Source organism: Haladaptatus litoreus, from assembly GCF_900156425.1.
Classification (GTDB): Archaea; Halobacteriota; Halobacteria; order Halobacteriales; family Haladaptataceae; genus Haladaptatus; species Haladaptatus litoreus.
Genome location: NZ_FTNO01000001.1, coordinates 937,606 through 958,671 on the forward strand (window position 1 = coordinate 937,606; position 21,066 = coordinate 958,671).

26 protein-coding genes and 1 pseudogene are annotated in these 21,066 nt (G+C 59.3%); 20 read left to right on the forward strand and 7 right to left on the reverse strand.

Features of this window, described 5'->3' with window-relative positions; genetic code table 11:
• Positions 1-53: 53 nt before the first annotated feature.
• The gene (locus BW974_RS04805) at positions 54-257 is read left to right on the forward strand and encodes a VNG_1110C family protein (RefSeq protein WP_076428492.1); all 204 of its coding nucleotides are present in this window, start codon (positions 54-56) and stop codon (positions 255-257) included.
• Between the two features lie 127 nt (positions 258-384).
• Complete coding sequence (locus BW974_RS04810; protein WP_076428494.1) at positions 385-861, forward strand: 50S ribosomal protein L11; 477 nt, start codon at positions 385-387, stop codon at positions 859-861.
• Between the two features lie 21 nt (positions 862-882).
• Here BW974_RS04810 and BW974_RS04815 read toward each other — a convergent pair whose 3' ends face one another.
• Positions 883-1,596 carry a hypothetical protein gene (locus BW974_RS04815; protein ID WP_076428496.1) on the reverse strand — a complete coding sequence of 238 codons (714 nt, stop codon included), beginning with the start codon at positions 1,594-1,596 and terminating at the stop codon, positions 883-885.
• Positions 1,597-1,762: 166 nt separating this feature from the next.
• Here BW974_RS04815 and BW974_RS04820 point away from each other — a divergent pair, with 166 nt between their 5' ends.
• The 5 genes and pseudogenes from BW974_RS04820 to BW974_RS04840 all read left to right on the forward strand — a co-directional run bounded on the left by BW974_RS04820 (position 1,763) and on the right by BW974_RS04840 (position 5,439).
• Positions 1,763-2,401, forward strand: coding sequence for a 50S ribosomal protein L1 (locus BW974_RS04820; protein WP_049970994.1), 639 nt, complete (start codon positions 1,763-1,765; stop codon positions 2,399-2,401).
• Position 2,402: 1 nt separating this feature from the next.
• A complete protein-coding gene (locus BW974_RS04825) occupies positions 2,403-3,428 on the forward strand; it encodes a 50S ribosomal protein L10 (RefSeq protein WP_076428499.1) in 1,026 nt (341 codons plus the stop codon).
• Between the two features lie 6 nt (positions 3,429-3,434).
• On the forward strand, positions 3,435-3,764 hold the full coding sequence (rpl12p, locus tag BW974_RS04830; RefSeq protein WP_076428501.1) for a 50S ribosomal protein P1: 330 nt from the start codon (positions 3,435-3,437) through the stop codon (positions 3,762-3,764).
• A 142-nt stretch (positions 3,765-3,906) separates the two neighbouring features.
• Positions 3,907-5,148 (forward strand): annotated as a pseudogene (locus tag BW974_RS04835) (tripartite tricarboxylate transporter permease).
• Positions 5,149-5,199: 51 nt separating this feature from the next.
• Positions 5,200-5,439 carry a hypothetical protein gene (locus BW974_RS04840; protein ID WP_076428503.1) on the forward strand — a complete coding sequence of 80 codons (240 nt, stop codon included), beginning with the start codon at positions 5,200-5,202 and terminating at the stop codon, positions 5,437-5,439.
• Positions 5,440-5,461: 22 nt separating this feature from the next.
• Here BW974_RS04840 and BW974_RS04845 read toward each other — a convergent pair whose 3' ends face one another.
• The 4 genes from BW974_RS04845 to BW974_RS04860 form a co-directional block, all read right to left on the reverse strand.
• Positions 5,462-5,842 (reverse strand): DUF7522 family protein, encoded by a 381-nt coding sequence (locus tag BW974_RS04845; protein ID WP_139328817.1) that lies wholly within the window; start codon positions 5,840-5,842, stop codon positions 5,462-5,464.
• A 68-nt stretch (positions 5,843-5,910) separates the two neighbouring features.
• The gene (gene menD, locus BW974_RS04850) at positions 5,911-7,665 is read right to left on the reverse strand and encodes a 2-succinyl-5-enolpyruvyl-6-hydroxy-3-cyclohexene-1-carboxylic-acid synthase (RefSeq protein WP_076428507.1); all 1,755 of its coding nucleotides are present in this window, start codon (positions 7,663-7,665) and stop codon (positions 5,911-5,913) included.
• Complete coding sequence (locus BW974_RS04855) at positions 7,662-8,984, reverse strand: isochorismate synthase (protein ID WP_076428509.1); 1,323 nt, start codon at positions 8,982-8,984, stop codon at positions 7,662-7,664. The genes menD and BW974_RS04855 overlap by 4 nt, the downstream gene beginning before the upstream one ends.
• 33 nt (positions 8,985-9,017) lie before the next feature.
• Positions 9,018-9,614 (reverse strand): sulfite oxidase-like oxidoreductase, encoded by a 597-nt coding sequence (locus BW974_RS04860; RefSeq protein ID WP_076430239.1) that lies wholly within the window; start codon positions 9,612-9,614, stop codon positions 9,018-9,020.
• A gap of 186 nt (positions 9,615-9,800) precedes the next feature.
• On the opposite strand from BW974_RS04860, the gene BW974_RS04865 reads away from it, so the two are divergent.
• The 5 genes from BW974_RS04865 to BW974_RS04885 all read left to right on the forward strand — a co-directional run bounded on the left by BW974_RS04865 (position 9,801) and on the right by BW974_RS04885 (position 13,722).
• Positions 9,801-10,091: a hypothetical protein gene (locus tag BW974_RS04865; protein WP_076428511.1), complete on the forward strand. Its 291-nt coding sequence runs from the start codon at positions 9,801-9,803 to the stop codon at positions 10,089-10,091.
• A 181-nt stretch (positions 10,092-10,272) separates the two neighbouring features.
• A complete protein-coding gene (locus BW974_RS04870) occupies positions 10,273-10,488 on the forward strand; it encodes a ribbon-helix-helix domain-containing protein (protein WP_049970983.1) in 216 nt (71 codons plus the stop codon).
• Positions 10,489-10,558: 70 nt separating this feature from the next.
• The gene (locus BW974_RS04875; protein WP_076428513.1) at positions 10,559-10,837 is read left to right on the forward strand and encodes a UPF0058 family protein; all 279 of its coding nucleotides are present in this window, start codon (positions 10,559-10,561) and stop codon (positions 10,835-10,837) included.
• Between the two features lie 13 nt (positions 10,838-10,850).
• Entirely contained in the window at positions 10,851-11,639 is a 789-nt protein-coding gene (locus BW974_RS04880; RefSeq protein WP_076428515.1) for an MBL fold metallo-hydrolase, read from the forward strand.
• 55 nt (positions 11,640-11,694) lie between these two features.
• The gene (locus BW974_RS04885; RefSeq protein ID WP_076428518.1) at positions 11,695-13,722 is read left to right on the forward strand and encodes a DUF7527 domain-containing protein; all 2,028 of its coding nucleotides are present in this window, start codon (positions 11,695-11,697) and stop codon (positions 13,720-13,722) included.
• On the opposite strand, the gene BW974_RS04890 is transcribed toward BW974_RS04885, so the two are convergent.
• Positions 13,719-14,018 carry a hypothetical protein gene (locus BW974_RS04890; RefSeq protein ID WP_049970978.1) on the reverse strand — a complete coding sequence of 100 codons (300 nt, stop codon included), beginning with the start codon at positions 14,016-14,018 and terminating at the stop codon, positions 13,719-13,721. The genes BW974_RS04885 and BW974_RS04890 overlap by 4 nt on opposite strands.
• 233 nt (positions 14,019-14,251) lie before the next feature.
• Between BW974_RS04890 and BW974_RS04895 the strand changes: the two genes are divergently transcribed.
• Positions 14,252-15,616 carry an adenylosuccinate synthase gene (locus BW974_RS04895; RefSeq protein WP_076428521.1) on the forward strand — a complete coding sequence of 455 codons (1,365 nt, stop codon included), beginning with the start codon at positions 14,252-14,254 and terminating at the stop codon, positions 15,614-15,616.
• A gap of 32 nt (positions 15,617-15,648) precedes the next feature.
• Here BW974_RS04895 and BW974_RS04900 read toward each other — a convergent pair whose 3' ends face one another.
• Positions 15,649-16,065 carry an EamA family transporter gene (locus tag BW974_RS04900; RefSeq protein ID WP_076430240.1) on the reverse strand — a complete coding sequence of 139 codons (417 nt, stop codon included), beginning with the start codon at positions 16,063-16,065 and terminating at the stop codon, positions 15,649-15,651.
• A 100-nt stretch (positions 16,066-16,165) separates the two neighbouring features.
• On the opposite strand from BW974_RS04900, the gene BW974_RS04905 reads away from it, so the two are divergent.
• From BW974_RS04905 to corA, 7 genes are all read left to right on the forward strand, one after another.
• Positions 16,166-16,351, forward strand: coding sequence for a methytransferase partner Trm112 (locus BW974_RS04905; RefSeq protein ID WP_076428523.1), 186 nt, complete (start codon positions 16,166-16,168; stop codon positions 16,349-16,351).
• 33 nt (positions 16,352-16,384) lie between these two features.
• Positions 16,385-16,939, forward strand: coding sequence for a DUF7524 family protein (locus BW974_RS04910; protein ID WP_076428525.1), 555 nt, complete (start codon positions 16,385-16,387; stop codon positions 16,937-16,939).
• 68 nt (positions 16,940-17,007) lie between these two features.
• Positions 17,008-17,523, forward strand: a complete 516-nt coding sequence (locus BW974_RS04915) for a DUF7523 family protein (protein ID WP_076428528.1) — start codon at positions 17,008-17,010, stop codon at positions 17,521-17,523.
• Positions 17,524-17,566: 43 nt separating this feature from the next.
• A complete protein-coding gene (cysS, locus tag BW974_RS04920; protein WP_076428531.1) occupies positions 17,567-19,057 on the forward strand; it encodes a cysteine--tRNA ligase in 1,491 nt (496 codons plus the stop codon).
• 53 nt (positions 19,058-19,110) lie between these two features.
• Positions 19,111-19,749 carry a DUF6517 family protein gene (locus BW974_RS04925; RefSeq protein WP_076428533.1) on the forward strand — a complete coding sequence of 213 codons (639 nt, stop codon included), beginning with the start codon at positions 19,111-19,113 and terminating at the stop codon, positions 19,747-19,749.
• 49 nt (positions 19,750-19,798) lie between these two features.
• On the forward strand, positions 19,799-19,969 hold the full coding sequence (locus tag BW974_RS25405; RefSeq protein WP_175609626.1) for a hypothetical protein: 171 nt from the start codon (positions 19,799-19,801) through the stop codon (positions 19,967-19,969).
• Positions 19,966-20,943 carry a magnesium/cobalt transporter CorA gene (gene corA, locus BW974_RS04930; protein ID WP_076428535.1) on the forward strand — a complete coding sequence of 326 codons (978 nt, stop codon included), beginning with the start codon at positions 19,966-19,968 and terminating at the stop codon, positions 20,941-20,943. Before BW974_RS25405 ends, corA begins: the two co-directional genes overlap by 4 nt.
• Positions 20,944-21,066 lie beyond the last annotated feature (123 nt).

Consider the following 21,066-nt stretch of genomic DNA (forward strand, 5'->3'; position numbering starts at 1 on the left):
GCCGGTGATTCCGGTACGTTAATAGGTTTCGGCCATCGTAACCATTATACGTAATGCCGGATCCCGCCCGCCTCCGCGACAGCACCCAAATCGTCCTCCCCTGTGACGCACTCGGTGAGATTCGACGCGAGTTGGAACGGCAGTTCATGGTCAGCATCGTCCCGCTCAAAGAGGAGTACTGCCGTATCGTCGGCAGTCCGGTCGAAATCAAGCAGGCGAGCAAGTTCCTCGGACGGCACGGCGTGAGCCTGCCCTAACTCGCATCGTTTCTTCTCACTCCTCGTCGGAAGCGAATCCTCCGTTCGACGATGAAAGATTTCTACGAACCGTTTCCGAACGCCCGAAAAGGTAATCCTTAAAACTCCAGCGAGATTTCGTTCGGGTATGGCTGATACAATCGAAGTCCTCGTACCCGGAGGGCAGGCCAACCCCGGCCCACCGCTCGGCCCGGAACTCGGCCCGACCGCGGTCAACGTGCAAGAAGTCGTCAACGAAATCAACGAGCAGACTGCCGCATTCGACGGAACGGAAGTGCCCGTCACCATCTCCATCGAGGAGGACGGCAGTTTCGAACTCGAAATCGGTGTCCCGCCGACGGCGGCGCTCATCAAGGACGAGGCCGGATTCGAGACGGGCAGTGGCGAACCCCAGAAGAACTTCGTCGCCGACCTCTCCATCGACCAAGTGAAGAAAATCGCGGAACAGAAACACCCCGACCTCCTCGCCTACGACACGAAGAACGCGGCGAAGGAAGTCGTCGGTACCTGTGCGTCGCTCGGCGTCACCGTCGAAGGCGACGACGCGCGAGAGTTCAAAGCGAAGGTCGACGCTGGCGAGTACGACGACGCACTCGAAGCCTAATCCGGGTTTTCCGTTTTCGAATCAGACGAACAGCAAGAGAAGCGTATAGCTTCCCGCTCCGACCGCGAACGCCCAGAAACGGCTTTCACGCTCCTCAGGCAGTTCTTCTTTGATGACGTTGAGGATGACACCACCACCCAAAAACGCGAACAGGGTGTTCACCACGGCTTCGTCGACTACCGTCGCGTTTCCGATTGCCCAGCCGACGATGACCGCCCCGGCGAGTAACCAGCGTCCGAATCGGTCGTAGCTATCTTCGTGGAATTCCCGGAGTCCGTAATCGTTGACGACGAAGTGCAGGCCCATCGCGACGGCATACAGCATGAGATTCACTTGTCCCGGTTGCTCGCGATGGACGAGCAGATAGCCGATGAGTGCGTTGTACGCGGTGAACGTGCCGATATGGAGCCAGAATATTTCGTCGTCGGTTCGTTGCCCATCGACTTCTCGTCCGGACTCGCGTGCGAGGACTTCCAATCCGTAGAACAGAGAAAACCCAATCAGCGCGACGATGTAGACGTGTCGTTCGAGAAAGCCGACGAACAACGGGACGGATGCGAGCACCGTCCCGCCTTCGAGTTCCGGAAGCAAGTGGACGAAGACGTAAGCAACCGACGCGCCGCCTGCTATCGAGAGCCACCGACTCCGTGGAGTTGCGCGAAACGACCGGACGTTTCCCGTCGCGAGATGCACCAGCGCGAGGAGGAGCGCTAACAGACCCGAAAGGGACACCATGTGGAGTGTACTGGTTCGATAGCACGCCTCAAACCGGTGTCGGCGACTACCACGATGCATACTGGTTCGACGGGTTTAAGTTCGACATGCGTCAATTTCCGGTGAGACAGGCATCGCCTGTTTCACTGACCCGTAGGAGCATTCCTGCGTACTACGGAGGTGAACGATGGCAGATAATGAGATAGAGCAAGCAGTCTCTCGCGCACTCGAGGACGCACCTGAGCGGAATTTCCGCGAAACGGTCGACCTCGCGATTAACCTGCGCGACCTCGATTTAAACGATCCGTCGAATCGTGTCGACGAGAGTATCGTACTCCCGTCCGGAACTGGACAAGAAACCCAAATCATCGTGTTCGCGGAGGGCGAAACCGCCCTCCGCGCCGAAGACGTCGCGGACGACGTTCTCTCGGGCGACGAGTTGGAAGAACTGGGTGGCGACGACGACGCCGCAAAAGACCTCGCCGGTAAGACCGACTTCTTCATCGCCGAAGCGTCGATGATGCAAGACATCGGTCGATACCTCGGTACGGTCCTCGGCCCACGCGGTAAGATGCCGACGCCGCTTCAGCCCGACGACGACGTCGTCGAAACCGTCAACCGGATGAAAAACACCGTCCAGCTTCGAAGCGGTGACCGACGCACGTTCCACACGCGCGTCGGCGCTGAAGACATGTCCGCGGAGGATATCTCGGACAACATCGACGTTATCGTCCGGCGTCTTCACTCCAACTTGGAGAAAGGCCCGCTCAACGTCGACACCATCTTCGTGAAAACGACGATGGGACCGTCCGTGGAGGTGGCCTAAGATGTCCGCAGAACGTAAGACCGAGACGATTCCGAAGTGGAAAGAAACGGAAGTCGCTGAGCTGACGGATTTCGTCGACAACTACAGCAGTGTCGGCGTCGTCAACATCACCGGCATCCCGAGCAAACAGCTCCAGAACATGCGCCGCAGTCTCCACGGTAGCGCGGAACTCCGCGTCAGCCGAAATACGCTGGTGGAGCGCGCACTGGAATCGGTCGGTGACGGCTTCGAAGACTTAGAGGAGTACATCTCCGGACAGGTCGGCCTCATCGGCACGAACGACAACCCGTTCGGTCTGTACAAGGAACTCGAAGCGTCCAAAAGTCCGGCACCGATTTCGGCGGGCGAAATCGCGCCGAACGAAATCACCATTCCGGAAGGTGACACGGGCGTCGACCCCGGCCCGTTCGTTGGTGAACTCCAGCAGGCCGGTGCCGCTGCACGGATTATGGACGGCTCCATCCACGTGACCGAGGACAGCCTCGTCGCGGAGGAAGGCGACGAGGTGTCGCCGGAACTGGCGAACGTGCTCGCCGAACTCGGCATGGAGCCGAAAGAGGTCGGACTTGACCTGCGCGCCGTCTATTCGGACGGTGTGATGTTCGAGTCGGACGAACTCGCCATCGACGTGGACGAGTACCGCGCAGACGTCGAGCGAGCGGCCGCCTTCGGTCGCAACCTCTCCGTCAACGCGGTCTACCCGACCGAACAGACCGCTCCCCTGCTCGTCTCGAAGGCGACTGGCGAGGCCAAGAGCCTCGGTCTTCAAGCCGCCATCGAGAGCCCGGACCTCGCTCCGGACCTCGTGAGCAAGGCGGACGCACAAGTTCGCACACTGGCTGCACAAATCGACGACGAAGAGGCACTCCCCGAGGAGCTTCGCGGAATCGAAGCGCCTGCCGCGGGCGGTGCTGACGAAGAAGAATCGACTGACGAAGAAACAACTGACGCCGAGCCTGAAGATGACGATGACGACGACGAAGATGAAGACGCAGGCGGAGAAGGCCTCGGCGCAATGTTCGGATAACTACCAATGGAATACGTTTACGCTGCACTCATCCTGAACGAATCGGGCGAAGAACTCAACGAAGAAAACCTCACCAACGTCCTCGACGCCGCAGGCGTCGATGTCGAAGAATCGCGTGTCAAGGCGCTCGTCGCCGCACTCGAAGACGTCGACATTGACGAGGCCGTCGAACAGGCCGCCGCTGTCCCCGCCGGTGGAGCCGCCGCAGGCGGCGCCGCAGGTGGCGACGAGGGTGGCGACGACGAAGCCGAAGAGGAAGAGGCCGCTGAAGAAGAAGAAGACGACGACGAAGAAGAAGAGGCCAGCGGCGAAGGTCTCGGCGACCTCTTCGGTTAAACGCCGATATCACGGCAGTCAAACCAGTTTTTCTTTCGTGCGCAAATCGGACAGCGACGGCTGTGAGTTTCTAACCGTGTAACCGACCGCTCATCAGAGCGCCACGAACGTTTAAATACAAATACGGAACCACTCCGTTCCGATGGAGGTGTTCGGAACGCGGTTGGTGGTTGCCCCCAGTATGACGGTGACAGCACTCACGTTCATTTTGGGTGGTGTCGCGCTCGGAACCATCAGCGGACTCACACCGGGAATTCACGTTAATAACCTCGCCTTGCTGCTCGCGTCGGTCGCCCCGGCGGTTCCCGGGCCGCCGGAACTCGTCGGCGCGTCGATGCTGGCCGCGGGAGTCGTCCATTCGTTTCTCGATGTCGTGCCGACGCTCGCGCTGGGTGTTCCCGACCCGGTGATGGCGGTATCGGCGCTCCCTGGCCATCGGCTCGTCATCGAGGGGCAAGGCCGAGAGGCGATTCGCCTCTCGGCGTTGGGCAGCGGTTTGGCGGTTGCGTTCGCCGTCCCGCTCGCAATTCCCGTGACGGAGGTGATGACGACTGCGTAGCCGTTCGTGAGGGACAACCTTCCGTTCGTCCTCGCGGGAGTTGCGGGATTTCTCATCGTCACCGAAGCCACGACGCGCGGACGAGTCGGCGGCCTCGTCTCTTTCTGTGCGAGCGTGCTACTCGGCGTCTTCACGCTCGACCTGTCGCCCGCCGCACCGCTGGAGGCGGGCGGCGTGCTGACCCCGCTCTTTGCTGGATTGTTCGGCGCCCCTGTCTTGGTCGATACGATGGATGGAGCGGGCGTACCGGAGCAGTCGTCGGCGACCGTCACGACTCCGCGACGGGACGTGATTCACACCGCGCTTGCCGGTGCGGTCGCTGGCGCAATCGTCGGCTACCTGCCCGGCGTTTCGAGCGCGATTGCGGCAGTCATCGCGCTCGCGCTCGTTCCGGGGCGAACCGGCGGAAGAGGATTCATCGTAGCGACGAGCGGAGTCAACACGGCGAACACCGTCTTTGCTTTATTTGCACTCGTGGCCCTCGGCACACCTCGAACCGGCGTGATGGTCGCGCTTCGGGAGACGAACACGCCACTTCATCTGCCGACGCTGTTGGCCAGTGTCGCAGTCGCCGGAATCGTCGGATTCGTCCTCGTTCTCGTGCTGGGCGATACGTATCTCGAAACGGTCGGGAGAGCGGATTATCGCACCCTTTCGTTCGGCGTGCTTTCCCTGTTAGTCGTCGCGTCGTTCCTGTTCGCGGGAATCGTCGGCATTGGCATCTTCCTCGTGAGTATTCTCCTCGGTCTGCTTCCCCCACGAGTTGGCTGTCGCCGGGTACATCTGATGGGCGTGTTGATGGGACCGCTCGCGCTCGGCACTTGATGGACAAATTCGACCACGAAACTTTTGCCGGAGGGTTGTCAATCCACCTGTATGATTTCCCTGCCTGGGTCGGTTCCCCTATTGGAACCGGTTCCTCTGTTCGGCCCGGTTCCCGGCGGTATGGAACTGTTCGTCATCTTCATCATGGCCCTGATGATGTTCGGCCTGCCGCTCACCATCTTTGGCGGGCTGTTCGTGGCGCACAAACGCTCGAAAGAAGATATGGAGGAACTCAAACGAGAAGTGTCAGAGCTGCGAGAGCAGGTCGAAGCGAACGACCGAGAGCGATGACGTGCCGTCTAAATTTCTGTGATTACTGACCCATCACGTCGAGACAGCGCCCGACGAACGTGTTGTGAACGGCGAACACTTCGCTGTCGAGCGCGACTGCGGTTCCACAGGCTTCGCCGTGAATAAAGTGCATCTCGACGGCGTCGTCGAAACACCGAATCGTGCAGTCGAGCGAGCCATGGATGTAGAGGTCTTCCTGATGGGCCTTCTCGATAGCTTCGAGACGCATATCGCGGAGAACATCCGCGCGCCCTCGTTCGTCGTATGCGTCGGCAACGTCATCGCCGATATACAGTAAATCTCGCGTGTCGTCGTCGTAGTACAGTACGCTTCGAAGGTGTTCACCGACTTTGTCCCGCAAAAACGTAACTAACTCTTTGGATTCGGTAGCTGTTCCAGTCATACAGACCATCCGTCTGGTTTTTCGCGGGACAATATCTTTAATCTTGTCTCGATTATCTCCGGTGAAAATTAACCAGATAGTTCGTGAACGACGGATTTTTGTAACGACTCGCGCGTCCGGTGACTGGTTTCCGCATCGGTCACGATTTCGATGACCTGTGTTCCCGGCCGGTCGATTGACGCCTGAAATCGCTCACGGAACGCCGAAAGCGTCTCCACGCGGTCGAAATCGAGGTCGTAGAGGTCACCCGTCGCCTCGAAATCGAGTCCGTGCGGCGTTTTGAACTGCCCGGTAAACGGCGGGTCGAACGATTCGATAGGGAGCATGTGGAAAATTCCTCCGCCGTCGTTGTTGATTTCCACGATGGTCGCATCGACGCCGCAGCGCGCGAGCGCGAGCAATCCATTCATATCGTGGTAGTACGCGATGTCGCCGGTCACGAGAACCAGCGAGTCGTCGGTGGCACTGCCAGCCCCGAGCGCACTACTGACGATGCCGTCGATACCGCTCGCGCCGCGGTTGCCGAGGACGGTCACGTCGGCGGAACGTGGTTTCCCAAATCGGTCTACGTCCCGAACCGGCATGCTGTTCGAGACGAACAGAGTCGCCGGGTCGGGGGCGAGTTCGGCGACAGAAGCGAGGACACCACCTTCGAAGTGAGCGTCCGATTCCGAAACCAGTTCCCAATGATGTGCTTCCGCGCGCTCGAATCGGGATGTCCACTCCTCTCCAGATGCGCCTTCGCCAGCGAGTTCGCCCGCCAACCGACGGGCGAATCGCGTCGGGTCTGCCACGACGAGGTCGGTCGCGGTAAACGTCGCTTCGCGCCACCCGCCTGCGGAATCCACGAGGAACTGCCGGGCGTCGGTTCGTTCGAGATAGTTCCGCAGAACCTTCGAAGTCGGCGAGGCTCCGAATCGGAGGACGATATCGGGGTTGGGCCAGTCGTCGGTCACTTCCGGAACGAGGTACGAGTCGTAGCCGCCGACGACAGGCCGGTCGTGGCCGAATCGGTGGCCCGACAGCGGGTCGGCGATAATCGGAAATCCAGTTTCGTCGGCCAATTTCGCAAGCGCAGTCCGGGTCGGCGTCGGCGCGTCGGCGGGGCCTGCGACCAGTAGACCTCGCTCCGCGTTCGAAACGGTTTCGGCGATGTCCGCAAGCTGTGCGGAATCCAGTTCGGGAACGCCCTGCGACACCCGGACGAATGGGCCGTCGCGTCCAGACGCCGCGAGTGACTCTTCGTCCTCGAAATTCTCCGGTACGTCGCCCGAAACGTCGGTCGGTTCGAGCGGTTTCCGGAACGGGAAGTTGAGATGCACCGGCCCCGGCGGCGTTCCGGTGGCCGACCCGAGTGCGCGGGCGGTCGTCGTCCTGAGATAGCGGAGTTTTCTTTGTTCGGCTTCCGGTTCCGCGAGGTCGGCGTACCAGCGAACCGCATCGCCGTACAGTTTCTCTTGGTCGACCGTCTGGTTCGCGCCGCTGTCCCGCAGTTCCGGGGGCCGGTCTGCGGTGCAGACGAGCATCGGCACGCGCGCCCTCTCGGCCTCGATGATTGCGGGGTGGAAGTTCGCCGCCGCGGTTCCGGAGGTACAGACGATTGGCGTCGGTTTTCCCGTGCGCTTTGCTCGTCCGAGCGCGAAAAAGGCGGCAGAACGCTCGTCCAAGTGCGAAAATACTTCGATACTGTCGTGAGTCGCAAACGCCACGGTCAGCGGCGTCGAGCGACTGCCGGGAGCGAGACACACCGCGTCGATGCCCGCCTTTGCCAACTCATCCACGAACGTCTCGGCCCACAGCGTGTTTCTGTTCGGATGGCTCATTCGAGTTCGTCCAAAATCGGGAGGAATTTCAACTGCACTTCGTCCCATTCGTCGTCCGGGTCGCTGTCGGCGACGATGCCGTTGCCGCCAAACAGGGTCACACGCGAATCGGCGGCGACCCCGGAGCGAATCCCGACAGCGAACTCGCCGTCGCCGTTGGCGTCGAACCACCCGACCGGCGATGCGTACCATCCGCGGTCGAAGGTTTCCGTCTCGCGGATGGTTCGCTTGGCCATCTCGGGCGGCAGACCGCCGACTGCGGGCGTCGGATGGAGTGCTTCGACCACGGAGAGAACGTGTTCGTCGCCGTCGAGCGTCGCCGAAATCGGCGTCTGAAGGTGTTGAATGTTCGAAAGTCGCTTGACTTGCCGATTTGCCACGACGACAGTCTCTGCGAGCGGTTCGAGTCCGTCGCGGATGGTTTCGGCGACGAGTTCGTGTTCCTCGCGCACTTTCTCGCTTTCAGCCAACTGTTCCGCCAGTTCGTCGTCTTCTTCGGGTGTTTCGCCTCTGGCAATCGACCCGGCGAGTGCCTCGGTTTCGACCGTCTGACCGCGGAGCGAAACGAGTCGTTCGGGTGGCGCGCCGAAAAATCCGCCCGCAGTCGTGGGTTCGAAGAGGAATCGATAACATTCTGGGTAGGACGTTCGCAGTCGTTCGAGCGTGTCCGGTACCGCGACGGGATTCTCTAGTTCGACTTCGAGCGCGGTCGCGAGGACGACTTTCTGTAGTTCGCCAGCGCGGATTCGCTCGGTCGCCTGTCGAACCTGTTCTCCCCACTCCTCGCGCGCGGTGGTGTGGCGGGTCGATTTTACGCCAGGAGACTCCTCGCGCGGGCGCATTCCCGGCAGTTCGTCCAGTTCGGCCCGCAGTTCGGAAAGCGTTTCCTCGACTTCGTCCGGCGTTCTGTCACGAGCGGAAACCGTAAGCCACGTCCCCGTGTCCGTTCGGGTCAACTGGATTTCTGGGAGGACGAACTCCGCGCCGGGGAAGCCGTCCCACGGCGGGGTCGGTTCGTGTTCGGCGTGAAACGAAAACCCGCCGAAGAGGCGAGGACGGGTCGCTTCCGTCCCACCTTCGGTATCGACCGAGGCGAAGCAGTCGCTCGCTTGGTCGCGGATAGTCTCGAATCGGTCGGAGCCGTCTGCGGTAACGCGAGCGACGGCGCCACTCGCGGCGATTTCGAGTCCGTCGGGTGTCGTCCAGTAGATTCTCGGTGCCGGCCGCCCGGCGAGAAACGCGCGAAACGAAACGTCGGATATTCGGCAGGTTCGGGTTACGAGACCCGCCGACAGTTGGCCGTCACGGTGCGGTGGCATTGAAAGAGAACTCAGGAGTCATAACCCTTCAGCCTAACTATATCGCTCCTCATTCCATGGATTTGCAGTGTTGGAATAACCTCGCCTCTCCCAGTATCCTCGTTTCGGCTCGGTGAGAAATTCGACTCCGTCCACCCATTTTGCCCCTTTGTAGGCGTATTTGTGCGGTGTGAGCACCCGAAGCGGCCCACCGTGCTCGCGCGGCAGGGTATCGCCGTCGAAATCCCACGCGAAGAGCACCTCGTCGCGCATGCAGTCGGCAAGCGGAAGATTCGTCGTGTAATCGTCGAGCGCGGAGAACATGACGTGCACCGCGTCGTCTTTCACGCCCGCCAGTTCCGCGAGCGTGGTGAACGTGACGCCCGTGAAATCGCAGTCAAACTTGCTCCACCCCGTGACGCAGTGAAAGTCCTGTCTCTGCGTTTCGCTCGGCAGGTCGCGGAACTCGTCCCACGAGAACGTCAGTTCGTCTTCGACCGCACCAGTTACCGAAAACTCCCACGTCTCGGGGTTCCAGTCCGGCGTGCTTCCTTTGGAGAGGACGGGAAATTTACTCGTCTCGCGCTGTCCCGGCGGCAGTCGCTCGCCGTCGAACTCTTCGTGGAGGTGCGTAACGTCCGTGATGCTCATAAGTGGACACAGTAGGCGCGAAACCGTCAGTGTAACGACTGCGGAGAGTGGCACGGGAGCAGGCCGAATAACCTCCATTACGACGCGGGAAAGCAGACCTTATCCTCGCGTAATCATCGTATCGAATTTCGGCACGTCGGTACTCGCTGAATAACAAAGAACGATGTGACGCATAGCAACTGACGCATGTCCGAGTCAGAACAACAGACGAGAATGCGCGAGCGCCCAACGATGGAGGCGGCGGAGGAATCGACACGCGATGTAGCGATACTCGCATCAGGCGTCTCCGTCCTCCTCGCGTGGCACCAGTTTTTCATCAGAGGAAATCGAGAACGAGGACTCTTTATCGGTCTGTGGCCGCCGACCATCCTCGCGTTCGCTAGCTACTTCAACCAGAAGCGAATGCAGCAGCGTCTCGAATCTCTGAAACCAAGTAGTATCATCGACTCGCTCGACCAGATGTTCGGTAGTCGTTGAGACGTAGACGGAAACTTTTCCTTTCTTCGACACCATAGCGGGGAGCTATTTCTGGATTTGAGAGCTTTTATATGATTTTCTCGAAAACAAATTTATGGGATTGGAATTTCAGTTTCACAAGCGTCGTACTATCTACCCGTCAGACTTAAGAACACCCCTCCCGAAGCCCTCAACTGTTCCAATGCCAAAGGTAGAGATCACCGTCCCGGAGCATCTCGAAATGCAAATCGCCCAGATGGTCGAACAGGGTGAATTCGTCAACCGTGAAGAAGCTATCGAGGATTTGCTTGCAACCGGTCTCAAGGCATACAAGACGAGTGGGCCGATGGACAACGACAGAGATCCGGGTCTCGAAGACGAGGGGATGATGGGGCACGAAGACGAGTACGTCTTCTAACACCGTTTTCACCTCGACGTGTGAATAGTTCTCAGAAACTCTTAAACCGCATTGCTACCAATCTGCGTTTATGCACAAAGATGACCTCCTTGAGCTTCACGAACAGATGGTCACCATCATGGAGTACTTCAAGGAACAAGAAGACATCCCGAACGGCGCGTTCGACGCATACGACCAGCTCGACGTCGACCCCTCGCACGTTCACAAATCCAAGAGCGAACACAAACACGCCGTTTTCGTGCTTGGAAACTCGCTCGCGAGCGTCATGAGCGAAGACGAGTTTAGCGAGGCCGGTCGAATCGGCAAGCGAATGGAAGAGCTCGCCGACGACGCCGAGAGCAAAATCTGATTTTTCAGACGACGTGCGAATCCGTGTTCTCGGGACGGCGCAAGACGAAGGCATCCCTCGACTGGACTGCGAGTGCAATCAGTGTTCAGCAGGTATCGTCCGTCACGGCCCGGCCATCGCGGTTGAATCGAACGAAAAGACGATTCTGGTCGATGCGCCGCCCGACGTAAAGCAAACGATTGGGCTGACGACGGTCGATTGTATCCTCCTCACGCACGCCCACGTCGGCCACTACGGTGGTCTGTTCTACTTCGGGCGCGAGGGGTACGACGCGGAGCGCAAACCGCTCCACTGCTCGGAAAGGATGGCGACGTGGCTCCGCGACGGTAACAAGGCCTATCACCATCTCGTCGCGCGCGAGAACGTCGAACTGTGTCCATTCGTGCCCGACGAACCATTCGAACTCGGCGGACTGACCTGTCACCCGATTTCCGTCCCGCACAGGAACGAGGATGCCGATACGGTCGGGTTCCGATTCGAGGAAAACGATTCGTCTCTTACCTACATTCCGGACATCGACTACTGGACGCAGAAGGCGGAGCGAGCGGTCAGAAAGAGCGACATTGCGCTGGTCGATGGCACGTTCTACTCGATGGCCGAAGTCGGCGGAAGAAACGTTCCGCATCCGACAATTCCGGAGACGATGGAGCGGTTCGAGGGCTGTGAAACTGACCTATATTTCACTCATCTGAATCACACCAATCCGGTCGCGGATTCGTCTACGCCGGAGTACAGAACCGTGGTCGAACGTGGATTCGAGGTGGTGAGTGACCTACAGGTATTTTCGTTGAAATATGTCTGACGGACGTGTTCCGGCAACCCGAAAGTATTTGAGGGGGATTCCGTTTTGACGTAATATGGATGCGCGCACGGTCGAACAGATAACCGAGTGGGATTCACGCCCCTTCTCCGGAGGCTTCGAGGCACTCAGAGACTTTTCGGATGCCGACTTTTCCGGTGCCGTCAAAGCAGGCGGCGCATGGCTGTTCATGTTGAACGGCCGCGTCGTCGGCATTTTCGACGGGAATATCGAAAGCTTCGAGGACGCAAACGGAGAGGCATACGAAGCCCCACACCCCTCGCTTCCGCTGTTGTTCAGCATGCAGGAGCGCGGCGGAAAGACGCAGGCAAAATACTACACCAACGATACGCCGCTCAAAGAGGCGAGCAGTACACTCTCTTCGAACAAGTTCACGGGGTACGTCGAACTCAGTGAAAACGTCCTGAGCGGCGACTACTACGTCGTCTATCACGGTGGTCGGTCGATGAACGTTGCCTACGTCGGCGAGAGCGAAAAGCTGTTGACGGGGGACGAAGCGTTCCAGCGTGCGAACGACGAGGTCGGCATTTACGAGGTCGTCGCCGCGGACGTGGACATCATCGACATTCCGGAACCGGAAACGCCGCCGGAACCCGAACCGGAACCGACACCGACTCCGACCGAGAGCCAACCGTCGGAATCAGACGCCGAATCGGGGTCGAAATCGGAATCCAACTCGGTGCCAGTAGCCGACTCACCGCCGGAAGCCGACGACGATTCGGCGGCATCCCCTCCGAACGACGGACAGCCTGCCCCGTCGTCGCAACCATCGCAAGCGTCCACCCCGCAGACGCCGCCGCAGACGACGGCGTCCGAATCGGAACCAACGCCGGAGACGGAACCGACGCAAAAACAGGACTCCCCCCGGCGCGCGACTCCGGAAGCAAAACGGGAACAGAAACAGTCCCAGTCGTCACAACCGACCCAGTCATCGCAGTCGTCCGATTCCGCGGGCGAAACGAAGACGCCCGCCTCGTTCTCCGACGAACAACAGTGGCGGGAGACGACGACGATTCCGTCGCTCGACCCCGAAAAGAGTAGTTCCTCGAAATCCCGCGACACGGGCGTCAAACAGCGACGAACCACGCGACAGTCGCCACAGCAACAGGGCCAAAATCGGAACTCTCGCGGCGCCCCCGCGTCCGCTTCCAACCGGACGAAGGAGTTGGAAGCCGAACTGGCCGCGCGCGCGGAAAAAATCGAGGCGCTTCAGACCGAACTCAACTCCGTCGAAGTTGAGCGCGACGAACTGAAACAGGAGCGCGACCGATTGCAGAACGAACTCGACCAACTGCGAACCGAACTCGAAACGGTTCGACAGAACAGTCCCGGCGCGACCGCGGAGCGACAGATTACGCCAGAACAGGCGTTTACCGAGACGAACTTGTTCGTTCGCTACGGTTCGAAAGGCAAGGGGACGCTGGCCGACGCGGCGGCGGGCGAGGCCAGTCGGGAGACGATAGAATCCAACCTGAAACTCGAACATCACACACAGTTCGACGTTGATGGGGTTGCAGTCGATGGCAAGGAGTTCGAAACGTTCCTCCACAAGTCGATGGAGTACCAGTTCGTTTCGTGGCTGGTCGTTGACCTCCTGTACGAAATTCTCGAAACAGGTCACCAACGCGGACTCAAAGACCTCTTCGAGGCGATTCAGGAAATCGACCGCGCGGAACTGCAGGGAACCCTCACTGCAGAAACCGAGGAGGGCGAGGAACGCGAACTGTCGTTCGACGTTATCCTCCGCGACCGGATGGGCAATCCGCTTGTCGTGGCGAACATCAACGACTCACGCGACCCAGCAACCGGCGAGATGCTCGGGTCGCTCGTGGACGCATCGAGCGATGTTGCCAGCGCGAGCAATGAACTCAGCGCGGCCTTCCAAGTCACGAAGAGCTTCTTCGAGCCGGCAGCGCTGGAGACGACGGAGGACGCAACCAGTGGCGGACTGCTGACGCGAGAAAAACGAGAAAGTTTCGTCAAGCTATCCCGAAAGCGGGGATACCATCTGTGTCTGGTTGAATCGCGTAACGGCGAGTTCCACCTAACTGTTCCAGAACTCTAAGCTTCGGGTTTTTCGCCGATTTTCATCGTGTCGAGTTTGTCGGTGATTTCCGTCAATTTCTCGTCAAGTTCGGCAACGAACTCCTCAGTTCGGTCGGTCGTGATTGCGCCCTGATTCGAGGGCGAGATGAGATTTTCTTCTTCGAGGACACGGAGAGAGTATCGAACCTTGTGATGAGGATAGCCCGTCTCGTTCGACATCTTTACGATGCCGATGGGCTCGTTTTCGATAACCATCTTCAGGACCTGCAAGTGGCGTTCCAGCATATCGACTTCCTTCTCCAGTCGATCTATCATGGCATGTGTTAACTTGTCTTCTTACCTTTTAAAGGTTGTTGTCCGCATCGCAAGCAGAAGTTCAGATAAGGGATTTTTAATGAGACGAGTTAACACTTCCGGCTTTCCGATGACAGTATCGCCGAAACTGCAGGAAACGGGGTGGAAGGAATCGTGTTTTATGCACAAACGTGTATCATTTCTCTCCGAAGACCGTAATCGGTTTAGGATGTGCGCGAGAAGCAATCTCCGGAATGACCGTAACCATCGTCGGTTCGCAACTCGGCGACGAGGGCAAAGGCCGCGCCGTCGACCTCTTCGGCGACGCCGCCGACGTTGTCGCTCGCTATCAGGGCGGCGACAACGCAGGCCACACCGTCGTCGAGGACGGCACCGAATACAAACTCTCACTCGTTCCGAGCGGGGTTATCCGGGGCAAAATCGGCGTCCTCGGAAACGGCTGTGTTGTCAATCCTGAGACGCTCTTCAGCGAGATAGACGCCCTTCGTAAACGGGGACTCGACCCTGACGTTCGAGTCGCACGACGCGCACACGTCATCCTTCCGTACCACCGTGTTCTGGACGGTATCGAGGAGGACGCGAAAAGCGACTCCGACCGCAAGGTCGGGACGACGGGCCGGGGCATCGGCCCGACCTATGAGGACAAGGCCGCCCGACGCGGCATCCGAATCGGCGACCTGCTCGATTCCGACCGCCTCCGCGAGAAACTCGAATACGTCGTCCCACAAAAGCGCGCACTCGTCGAGAATGTCTTCGGGGTCGAAACCGGCGACGCATTCGACATCGACGCGCTTCACGAAGAGTACGAACGCTACGGCCAGCGCCTGAAAGAGGGGAACATGACCGTCAACGCCGGGGAGTTTCTCTCTTCGCACCTCGACGACGGCGACGAAGCGATATTCGAAGGTGCGCAGGGAACCATCATCGACATCGACCACGGCAACTACCCCTACGTCACCTCCTCGAATCCGACTGCGGGCGGGGCCGCCACGGGAACAGGCCTCAGTCCCGGCGTCGTCGGAAACGGCGAAATCGTGGGCATCGTGAAAGCCTACCTCACGCGCGTGGGACGAGGGCCACTTCCGACCGAACTGGGTGGCGTCGTCGGCGACACACCCGGCTACGACGAACAGGGAGCAGGCGAAAACGAGGAACTCGCCGAGTACATCCGCGAAGAAGGCGGGGAGTACGGAACCGTCACCGGTCGCCCACGCCGAGTCGGATGGCTCGACATGCCGATGCTCCGCCACGCCGCCCGCACAAACGGTTTCACCGGCCTCGCCGTCAACCACCTCGACGTGCTGGGTGGCATCGACGAACTGAACGTCGGCCACAGCTACGAGGTGGACGGCGAAGAAATCTTCACCATGCCAGCGACGACGGAACGCTGGGGTCGCTGTGAACCGAATCTCAAAAGCTTCGACGGCTGGCCGGAAGTCGATTGGTCGGCAGTCGTAGAAGAAGGCTACGAAGCTATTCCGGAGAACGCACGCGCTTACCTCGATTACATCAGCGAGGAACTCGACGCGCCCGTCTACGCCGTCGGCGTCGGCCCGGGCCGAGAGGAAACAATCGTGCTGACGAACCCGCTAGAATAAGCGGATTTCATTTCTTTTTGAATCGGTTTCTCCTATTCGACCGCCGTGAGATAGATGGCGGCCAGTGCGAACCCGATTCCCGCGACTTTTCGCGCCGTGAGCGGTTCGTCCAGAAGCGCGATGCCGAGCACCGAACTCGTGGCGATGAACAGGCCAAAAATCGGCACGACGACGCTGACCGGCCCAGACGCCAGTGCGCGGTAGTACGCGAGGATGCCGATAGCCAGAAAGACGCCGGCGAGGTACATGTACGGCGCTTTGTCGCTCACGAGATACGGCACGATTTGTTCGCCCTCGTACAACGTCACTGCAAGGGCCGCGACGACGAGGATACCGTTCGCCACCAGCGCCGCGACCGTATCCGGAATATCTTGCGTTGCGATGCTGACGAGGGGTGGCAGTGCTGTGTAGCCGATGAGGGCGACGATTGCCCAGCCGATATAGTTCATGGCGTGCGTTTCGCGCAGGGGGAAAGCAACGTTTCGAAAGCGGAAATGCTGACCCATCGAACCCGTCACGTTTTTGCCCCGTCCCTTCGTCCACCCGGATATGAAGAAATCCCTGATGGACATCATCTGCTGTCCGCTGGATAAACAGGAACTCGAACTCGACGCCCGACAGGAAGAAGGGGAGGAAGTCATCTTTGGAACCCTCACCTGCACGCAGTGTGGCGAGCGCTACCCCATCGAGGACGGGATTCCGAACCTTCTCCCGCCGGATATGCGAGAAGCCTGAACATTTTTGTACTGACAATATGAGGTAAGAATAGTGTCGGAGACGCTACCAATTCACGTCAACCGCGATGGCCTGCACCACATCGACGTAGCGCAGTCGTTCGAGGCCGACGACTCGTTCACCATCGCACTGAAAAATCACGGTGCGCCGATTCACGCCCATCTTCATCTGGACGACAACCTCTCGGAAGTGGCCTCGCTTAGCGCGACGAACCACTACGTCAAAGCGGACGACACCCGCCACGTCACCGTCACGGTTCGGGATGCACCCGCCAGCGGCAAACTGAAAATCGTCACGGGATACGGTGCAGAAACCGCTTACGTAGACGTGGAGATTCACGAACGCGACGAACAGAAGGATTCGATTCCGGTGGACGAGTCGCTCTCGAAGCCCCAGCGAACGCGTTCGCCGGAACCCAAACCGTCGAGTTCTGCCCTGATGAAAAACCTCCCGCTCGTTCTGCTCGGTCTGTTCGCACTGGTGTTGGCGTTCGGTGCGGGACTGGTCGTGGACGGCGGTGTCGCGCTGTTCGGTGCGCTCGTCGTGTTGGTCGGTCTGGGAGTGGCGGCCTATTTCTTGCTTCAGTAGCCCTCGGAATCGGTTTTTCGACTCGATAATCGTACCCCTTTTGCGCGTTCCCTGCGTCCGCGCTGATAATGTCACTCGCTGAAACCACTCGGGAAGCGGTTCGTCGCCATCCGTTTCTCTACTCGGCGCTCCGCGCTGGCGTGCTGAACTACACCGCGGCAGCCCGGTTTCTGTCGGACGAAATCGGCGACGACACGGACGCGATTGCCACCGCACTGAACCGATTTTCGGACGACGTTTCCGCGTTCTGCGACGATTCGCGAGACGTTCGCGTCACCATGCAGAGCGGGTTGGGAGAACAGGAGGGGTCGGAAGAATCGGACTCTTCTCCGATTCTCACAGTCGGCGACACCGGATTTGCGCCAGATACAGGTTCGATGACCGCCGTGCTTGCGACTGGGAACGTCGATGCGACCGCACTGGCACACGTCCTTTCCCGACTCGCAATCGACGATATTTCGGTCGCCGCCGCCGCCATTGGCGACGAATCGCTCATCGTGGTCGTCTCCCGCAGAGACGGCGCGAACGCGGTTCGCGCCGTCGAAAACGCACTGGATTCGGTGCCGGAACTCGGCGGACGATGACGCTTCCGACGATTTAAAACGGTTGCTCATTCTACGATTCCCCATGACACTCTCCGTAAGCAACACGCTCTCGGGTGAGCGAGAACCGTTCGAACCGGGCGACCCCGATTCGGTTCTCCTCTACTACTGCGGACTGACCGTCTCCGACTACGCGCACCTCGGCCACGCGCGCGGATGGATACACACCGACGTGATGCACCGTTGGTTGGAACACCTCGGTTACGACGTGCGCCACGTCGAGAACTTCACCGACGTAAACGAGAAAATCACGGCGCGAGCGGGCGAAGACGACCTCGGCGACGAGGAGGCCGAAGTCGCACAGACCTTCATGACGGAAGTCATCCGCGACATGCGCGACCTGAATCTGAAGCGCGCGGACGTGTACCCCCGTGTCAGCGAACACGTTCCGGAAATCGTAGACCTCATCGAGACGCTGGTCGAGAAGGGTTACGCCTACGAATCAAACGGGTCGGTCTACTTCGACGTGACCACGTTCGAGGAGTACGGCAAACTCTCGAACCAGAAAGTCGAGGAGATGGAAGCACAGGGCGACGATTCCGACGAACAGGGCGAGAAACGAAATCACGCCGACTTCGCGCTCTGGAAGGCGGACGGGGTAAGCGAAGGCTCCATCAAGGAACACCGAAAATCGGATACGGAGTATTCGGTTTCCCATCCCTCCGGCCAGACGTGGGACTCGCCGTGGGGCGAGGGGCGACCCGGCTGGCACATCGAATGTTCCGCCATGAGCATGAAACATCTCGGGGAAACCATCGACATCCACGTCGGCGGCCAAGACCTCGTCTTCCCGCACCACGAAAACGAGGTAGCCCAGAGCGAGGCCGCGACCGGCCACCAGTTCGCCCGCTACTGGCTTCACGTCCGACTGCTGGAAACAGACGGCGAGAAGATGAGTTCGAGCCTCGGGAACTACTCCACGGTTCGCGGCGCGATGGCAGAAATCGGTCCGAACGCGGTGCGGATGTTCCTGCTGTCTACTTCCTACTCGAATCGCCAGACGATCAACGACGAAACCGTGAGCGAGGCAGTTGACCGCTGGGAACGACTTTCCGGGGGCTACGGCCGCGCGGTGGAGGCGCTCGACAGTCCGAATGCCCGGACGAAAGTCGAAGACGACGAACTCCGTGAGGAAGTCGAAACGACCCGCACCGAGTTCGAATCCGCGATGAACGACGACTTCAACACGCGCAGAGCACTGGCGGCCCTACTCGACCTCGTCACCGCAGTAAACCGTCACGTCGATGAACACGACGAGTACGACTACGACGGCCTCAAGCAGGCCGTCGAAACGTTCGAGGAACTGGGCGGCGAGGTTCTCGGGTTCGCGTTCGGAGGAGAAACCGGCGGCGACGTGCGACTCGCCGAGGACATCGTGGAACTCGTCCTCGATCTGCGCGAACAAGAACGCGAAGCGGGCAACTACGAGCGTGCTGACGCCCTACGAGACGAACTACAGGAACTCGGCGTCGAGGTGCAGGACACCGATTCGGGAGCGTCGTTTACGCTTCCCTAACAGTTCCGACAGTCGTCGGATTTATACCAACTGGTTGTGTACCTGTTTTCGATATGGCACGTAAATTACTGGCTGGCGCGCTCGTGGCAGTTCTCGTATTGACGAGCGGCTGTCTCGGATTTATTCTCGGGGATACGCTATCGTATAGCGCCAACAAGGCAACTGTCGGCGACAACGCGCTTTCGGAGGCGAGTTACGACAAAGCGAACGAAAAACAACTGAACACGGAGCGGTCGTTCGAAGTCGCCGGAGAAAGCCGCGACGTTGAAGTGACACATTGGGTTACCCAGTACGAGAAATCCGTCGGGATTTCCGGCGTTGCGGAGGGGACGGTCGCGACGTTCACCGTGCTTAGCAGTCCACGATTCGAACTTGCGGGCGAGTCGGTCAATCCACTGGCTCGCTACAACAACAGACAGTTGGTTCAGAAGTTCGTTTCGGGCTACGGCAACGTCAAGAATATTCAGGAAACCGATACGAGGAACGTGACCATGCTCGGTTCCGAAACGGAAGTTTCGACGTTCACCGGGACAGCGCAGTCGAACGGCGCGAGCGTCGAGGTGAACATCCACGTCACCAAAGTCGAACACGGTGACGACATTGTCGTCGCAATGGCCGTCCATCCGAAGCAGTTGGACGAATCCGAGAACGTCTCCCGACTCATCGAAGGCGTCGAACACGAAGGAGAGTAGCCGACTTCGCCGGGCAACACTTTTTCCTCTTGCTGTCGCTACGACGGCTATGAATCGTTCTCTCGTCGCCGGAATCGCATTCACGGTTCTCGGGCTGGCGGGCTATCTGGTCGGATTAGTTGCGCCGTATCCGGGGCGGGCGTTTTCGATTACCGGCGTCATGGTCGGTATCACGTTTCTCGCCATCGGCAACGCGACACAACCGGGTGAGCCGGAGTGACCGTTTCAGCACTCGCGTTTGCAGACAGCACCGTCGAAACGTTCGACGATATTCGAACCGCCCGCGACAAACCGGGCGCGGTGTGGGTGCGAGCGAGCGATGCCACCGCCGCCGAACTCGAACACGTCGCAGACGTATTCGACATCCATCACCTTTCCGTCGAGGATATTCGAAACGACGTGCGACCGAAAGCCGAGATGTTCGACGACTACACGTTCGTTCTGCTCAAAACTGCGACACTCGTCCCCGAAGACACGACGTTTCGAGAAGAAATCGACATCGAATCAGTCGGTCTGTTCATCGGCGAAGATTGGCTCGTGAGTCTCTCGGAACACGATATCGACGCAGTTGGGCGCATCTGGCAGGCCGCACTCGACGGCGACCAGCGAATCCTCCGCGGCCCGGATTTTATCGTCTATCGAATCTGTGACGGTTTAGTAGACGGCTTTTTCGACGTTCTCGACCAAATCGAAGCACAAATCGAAACCGTGGAGGACGCCGTCATCACGGATACGAGTATCGAGACATTGGAGTCGATAAACAATCTTCGGCGGGAATTGCTCTCCTTTCGAAAACTCGTCTGGCCCACCCGCGAAGCAGTGGCCACTCTCGCCCGCGGCGACCCGGAGGAGGTGCGACCGGAGACGGAGAAATACTTCCGCGACGTGTACGACCATCTGTTTCAACTCGTGGATTTGACCGAGACGTATCGGGAGTTGGCTAGCGGCGCGCGCGACATCTATCTCAACTCGCTCTCCGTCTCGACCAACGAGGTGATGAAAAAGCTCACCGTGGTTGCCACCATCGTCCTACCCCTCACCTTCGTCGTCGGACTGTACGGCATGAACTTCAGGAACAGTCCGTACAACATCCCCGAGTTCGGGTGGACGTATGGCTACCCCGCCGTGATGGTCGGTATGCTGTCGGTGACCCTGATTTTGCTGGTCTACTTTCGGAAGATGGAGTGGCTGTAGCGAAAACGGGGGGAGACAGAACCGGATAAGAATACGGCAGGGAGTCGTTTTTACGGACAGAGAAGGGTGAAACACCTCTTTTACCCTCCCCAATACGTTTGTCGGTAGAATAACCAATATCCA

What these genes read in the sequence shown, in the direction of transcription:
- BW974_RS04820 (WP_049970994.1), top strand. Translation starts at nt 1,763, where the DNA reads ATGGCAGATAATGAGATAGAGCAAGCAGTCTCTCGCGCACTCGAGGAC.
- BW974_RS04890 (WP_049970978.1), bottom strand. Translation starts at nt 14,018, where the DNA reads ATGATAGATCGACTGGAGAAGGAAGTCGATATGCTGGAACGCCACTTG.
- BW974_RS04900 (WP_076430240.1), bottom strand. Translation starts at nt 16,065, where the DNA reads ATGAACTATATCGGCTGGGCAATCGTCGCCCTCATCGGCTACACAGCA.
- BW974_RS04915 (WP_076428528.1), top strand. Translation starts at nt 17,008, where the DNA reads ATGTCACTCGCTGAAACCACTCGGGAAGCGGTTCGTCGCCATCCGTTT.
- BW974_RS04810 (WP_076428494.1), top strand. Translation starts at nt 385, where the DNA reads ATGGCTGATACAATCGAAGTCCTCGTACCCGGAGGGCAGGCCAACCCC.
- BW974_RS04825 (WP_076428499.1), top strand. Translation starts at nt 2,403, where the DNA reads ATGTCCGCAGAACGTAAGACCGAGACGATTCCGAAGTGGAAAGAAACG.
- BW974_RS04805 (WP_076428492.1), top strand. Translation starts at nt 54, where the DNA reads ATGCCGGATCCCGCCCGCCTCCGCGACAGCACCCAAATCGTCCTCCCC.
- BW974_RS04870 (WP_049970983.1), top strand. Translation starts at nt 10,273, where the DNA reads ATGCCAAAGGTAGAGATCACCGTCCCGGAGCATCTCGAAATGCAAATC.
- BW974_RS04815 (WP_076428496.1), bottom strand. Translation starts at nt 1,596, where the DNA reads ATGGTGTCCCTTTCGGGTCTGTTAGCGCTCCTCCTCGCGCTGGTGCAT.
- BW974_RS04905 (WP_076428523.1), top strand. Translation starts at nt 16,166, where the DNA reads ATGAAGAAATCCCTGATGGACATCATCTGCTGTCCGCTGGATAAACAG.
- BW974_RS25405 (WP_175609626.1), top strand. Translation starts at nt 19,799, where the DNA reads ATGAATCGTTCTCTCGTCGCCGGAATCGCATTCACGGTTCTCGGGCTG.
- menD (WP_076428507.1), bottom strand. Translation starts at nt 7,665, where the DNA reads ATGAGCCATCCGAACAGAAACACGCTGTGGGCCGAGACGTTCGTGGAT.
- BW974_RS04855 (WP_076428509.1), bottom strand. Translation starts at nt 8,984, where the DNA reads ATGCCACCGCACCGTGACGGCCAACTGTCGGCGGGTCTCGTAACCCGA.
- BW974_RS04885 (WP_076428518.1), top strand. Translation starts at nt 11,695, where the DNA reads ATGGATGCGCGCACGGTCGAACAGATAACCGAGTGGGATTCACGCCCC.
- cysS (WP_076428531.1), top strand. Translation starts at nt 17,567, where the DNA reads ATGACACTCTCCGTAAGCAACACGCTCTCGGGTGAGCGAGAACCGTTC.
- BW974_RS04845 (WP_139328817.1), bottom strand. Translation starts at nt 5,842, where the DNA reads ATGACTGGAACAGCTACCGAATCCAAAGAGTTAGTTACGTTTTTGCGG.
- BW974_RS04895 (WP_076428521.1), top strand. Translation starts at nt 14,252, where the DNA reads ATGACCGTAACCATCGTCGGTTCGCAACTCGGCGACGAGGGCAAAGGC.
- BW974_RS04865 (WP_076428511.1), top strand. Translation starts at nt 9,801, where the DNA reads ATGTCCGAGTCAGAACAACAGACGAGAATGCGCGAGCGCCCAACGATG.
- BW974_RS04925 (WP_076428533.1), top strand. Translation starts at nt 19,111, where the DNA reads ATGGCACGTAAATTACTGGCTGGCGCGCTCGTGGCAGTTCTCGTATTG.
- rpl12p (WP_076428501.1), top strand. Translation starts at nt 3,435, where the DNA reads ATGGAATACGTTTACGCTGCACTCATCCTGAACGAATCGGGCGAAGAA.
- BW974_RS04860 (WP_076430239.1), bottom strand. Translation starts at nt 9,614, where the DNA reads ATGAGCATCACGGACGTTACGCACCTCCACGAAGAGTTCGACGGCGAG.
- BW974_RS04875 (WP_076428513.1), top strand. Translation starts at nt 10,559, where the DNA reads ATGCACAAAGATGACCTCCTTGAGCTTCACGAACAGATGGTCACCATC.
- BW974_RS04840 (WP_076428503.1), top strand. Translation starts at nt 5,200, where the DNA reads ATGATTTCCCTGCCTGGGTCGGTTCCCCTATTGGAACCGGTTCCTCTG.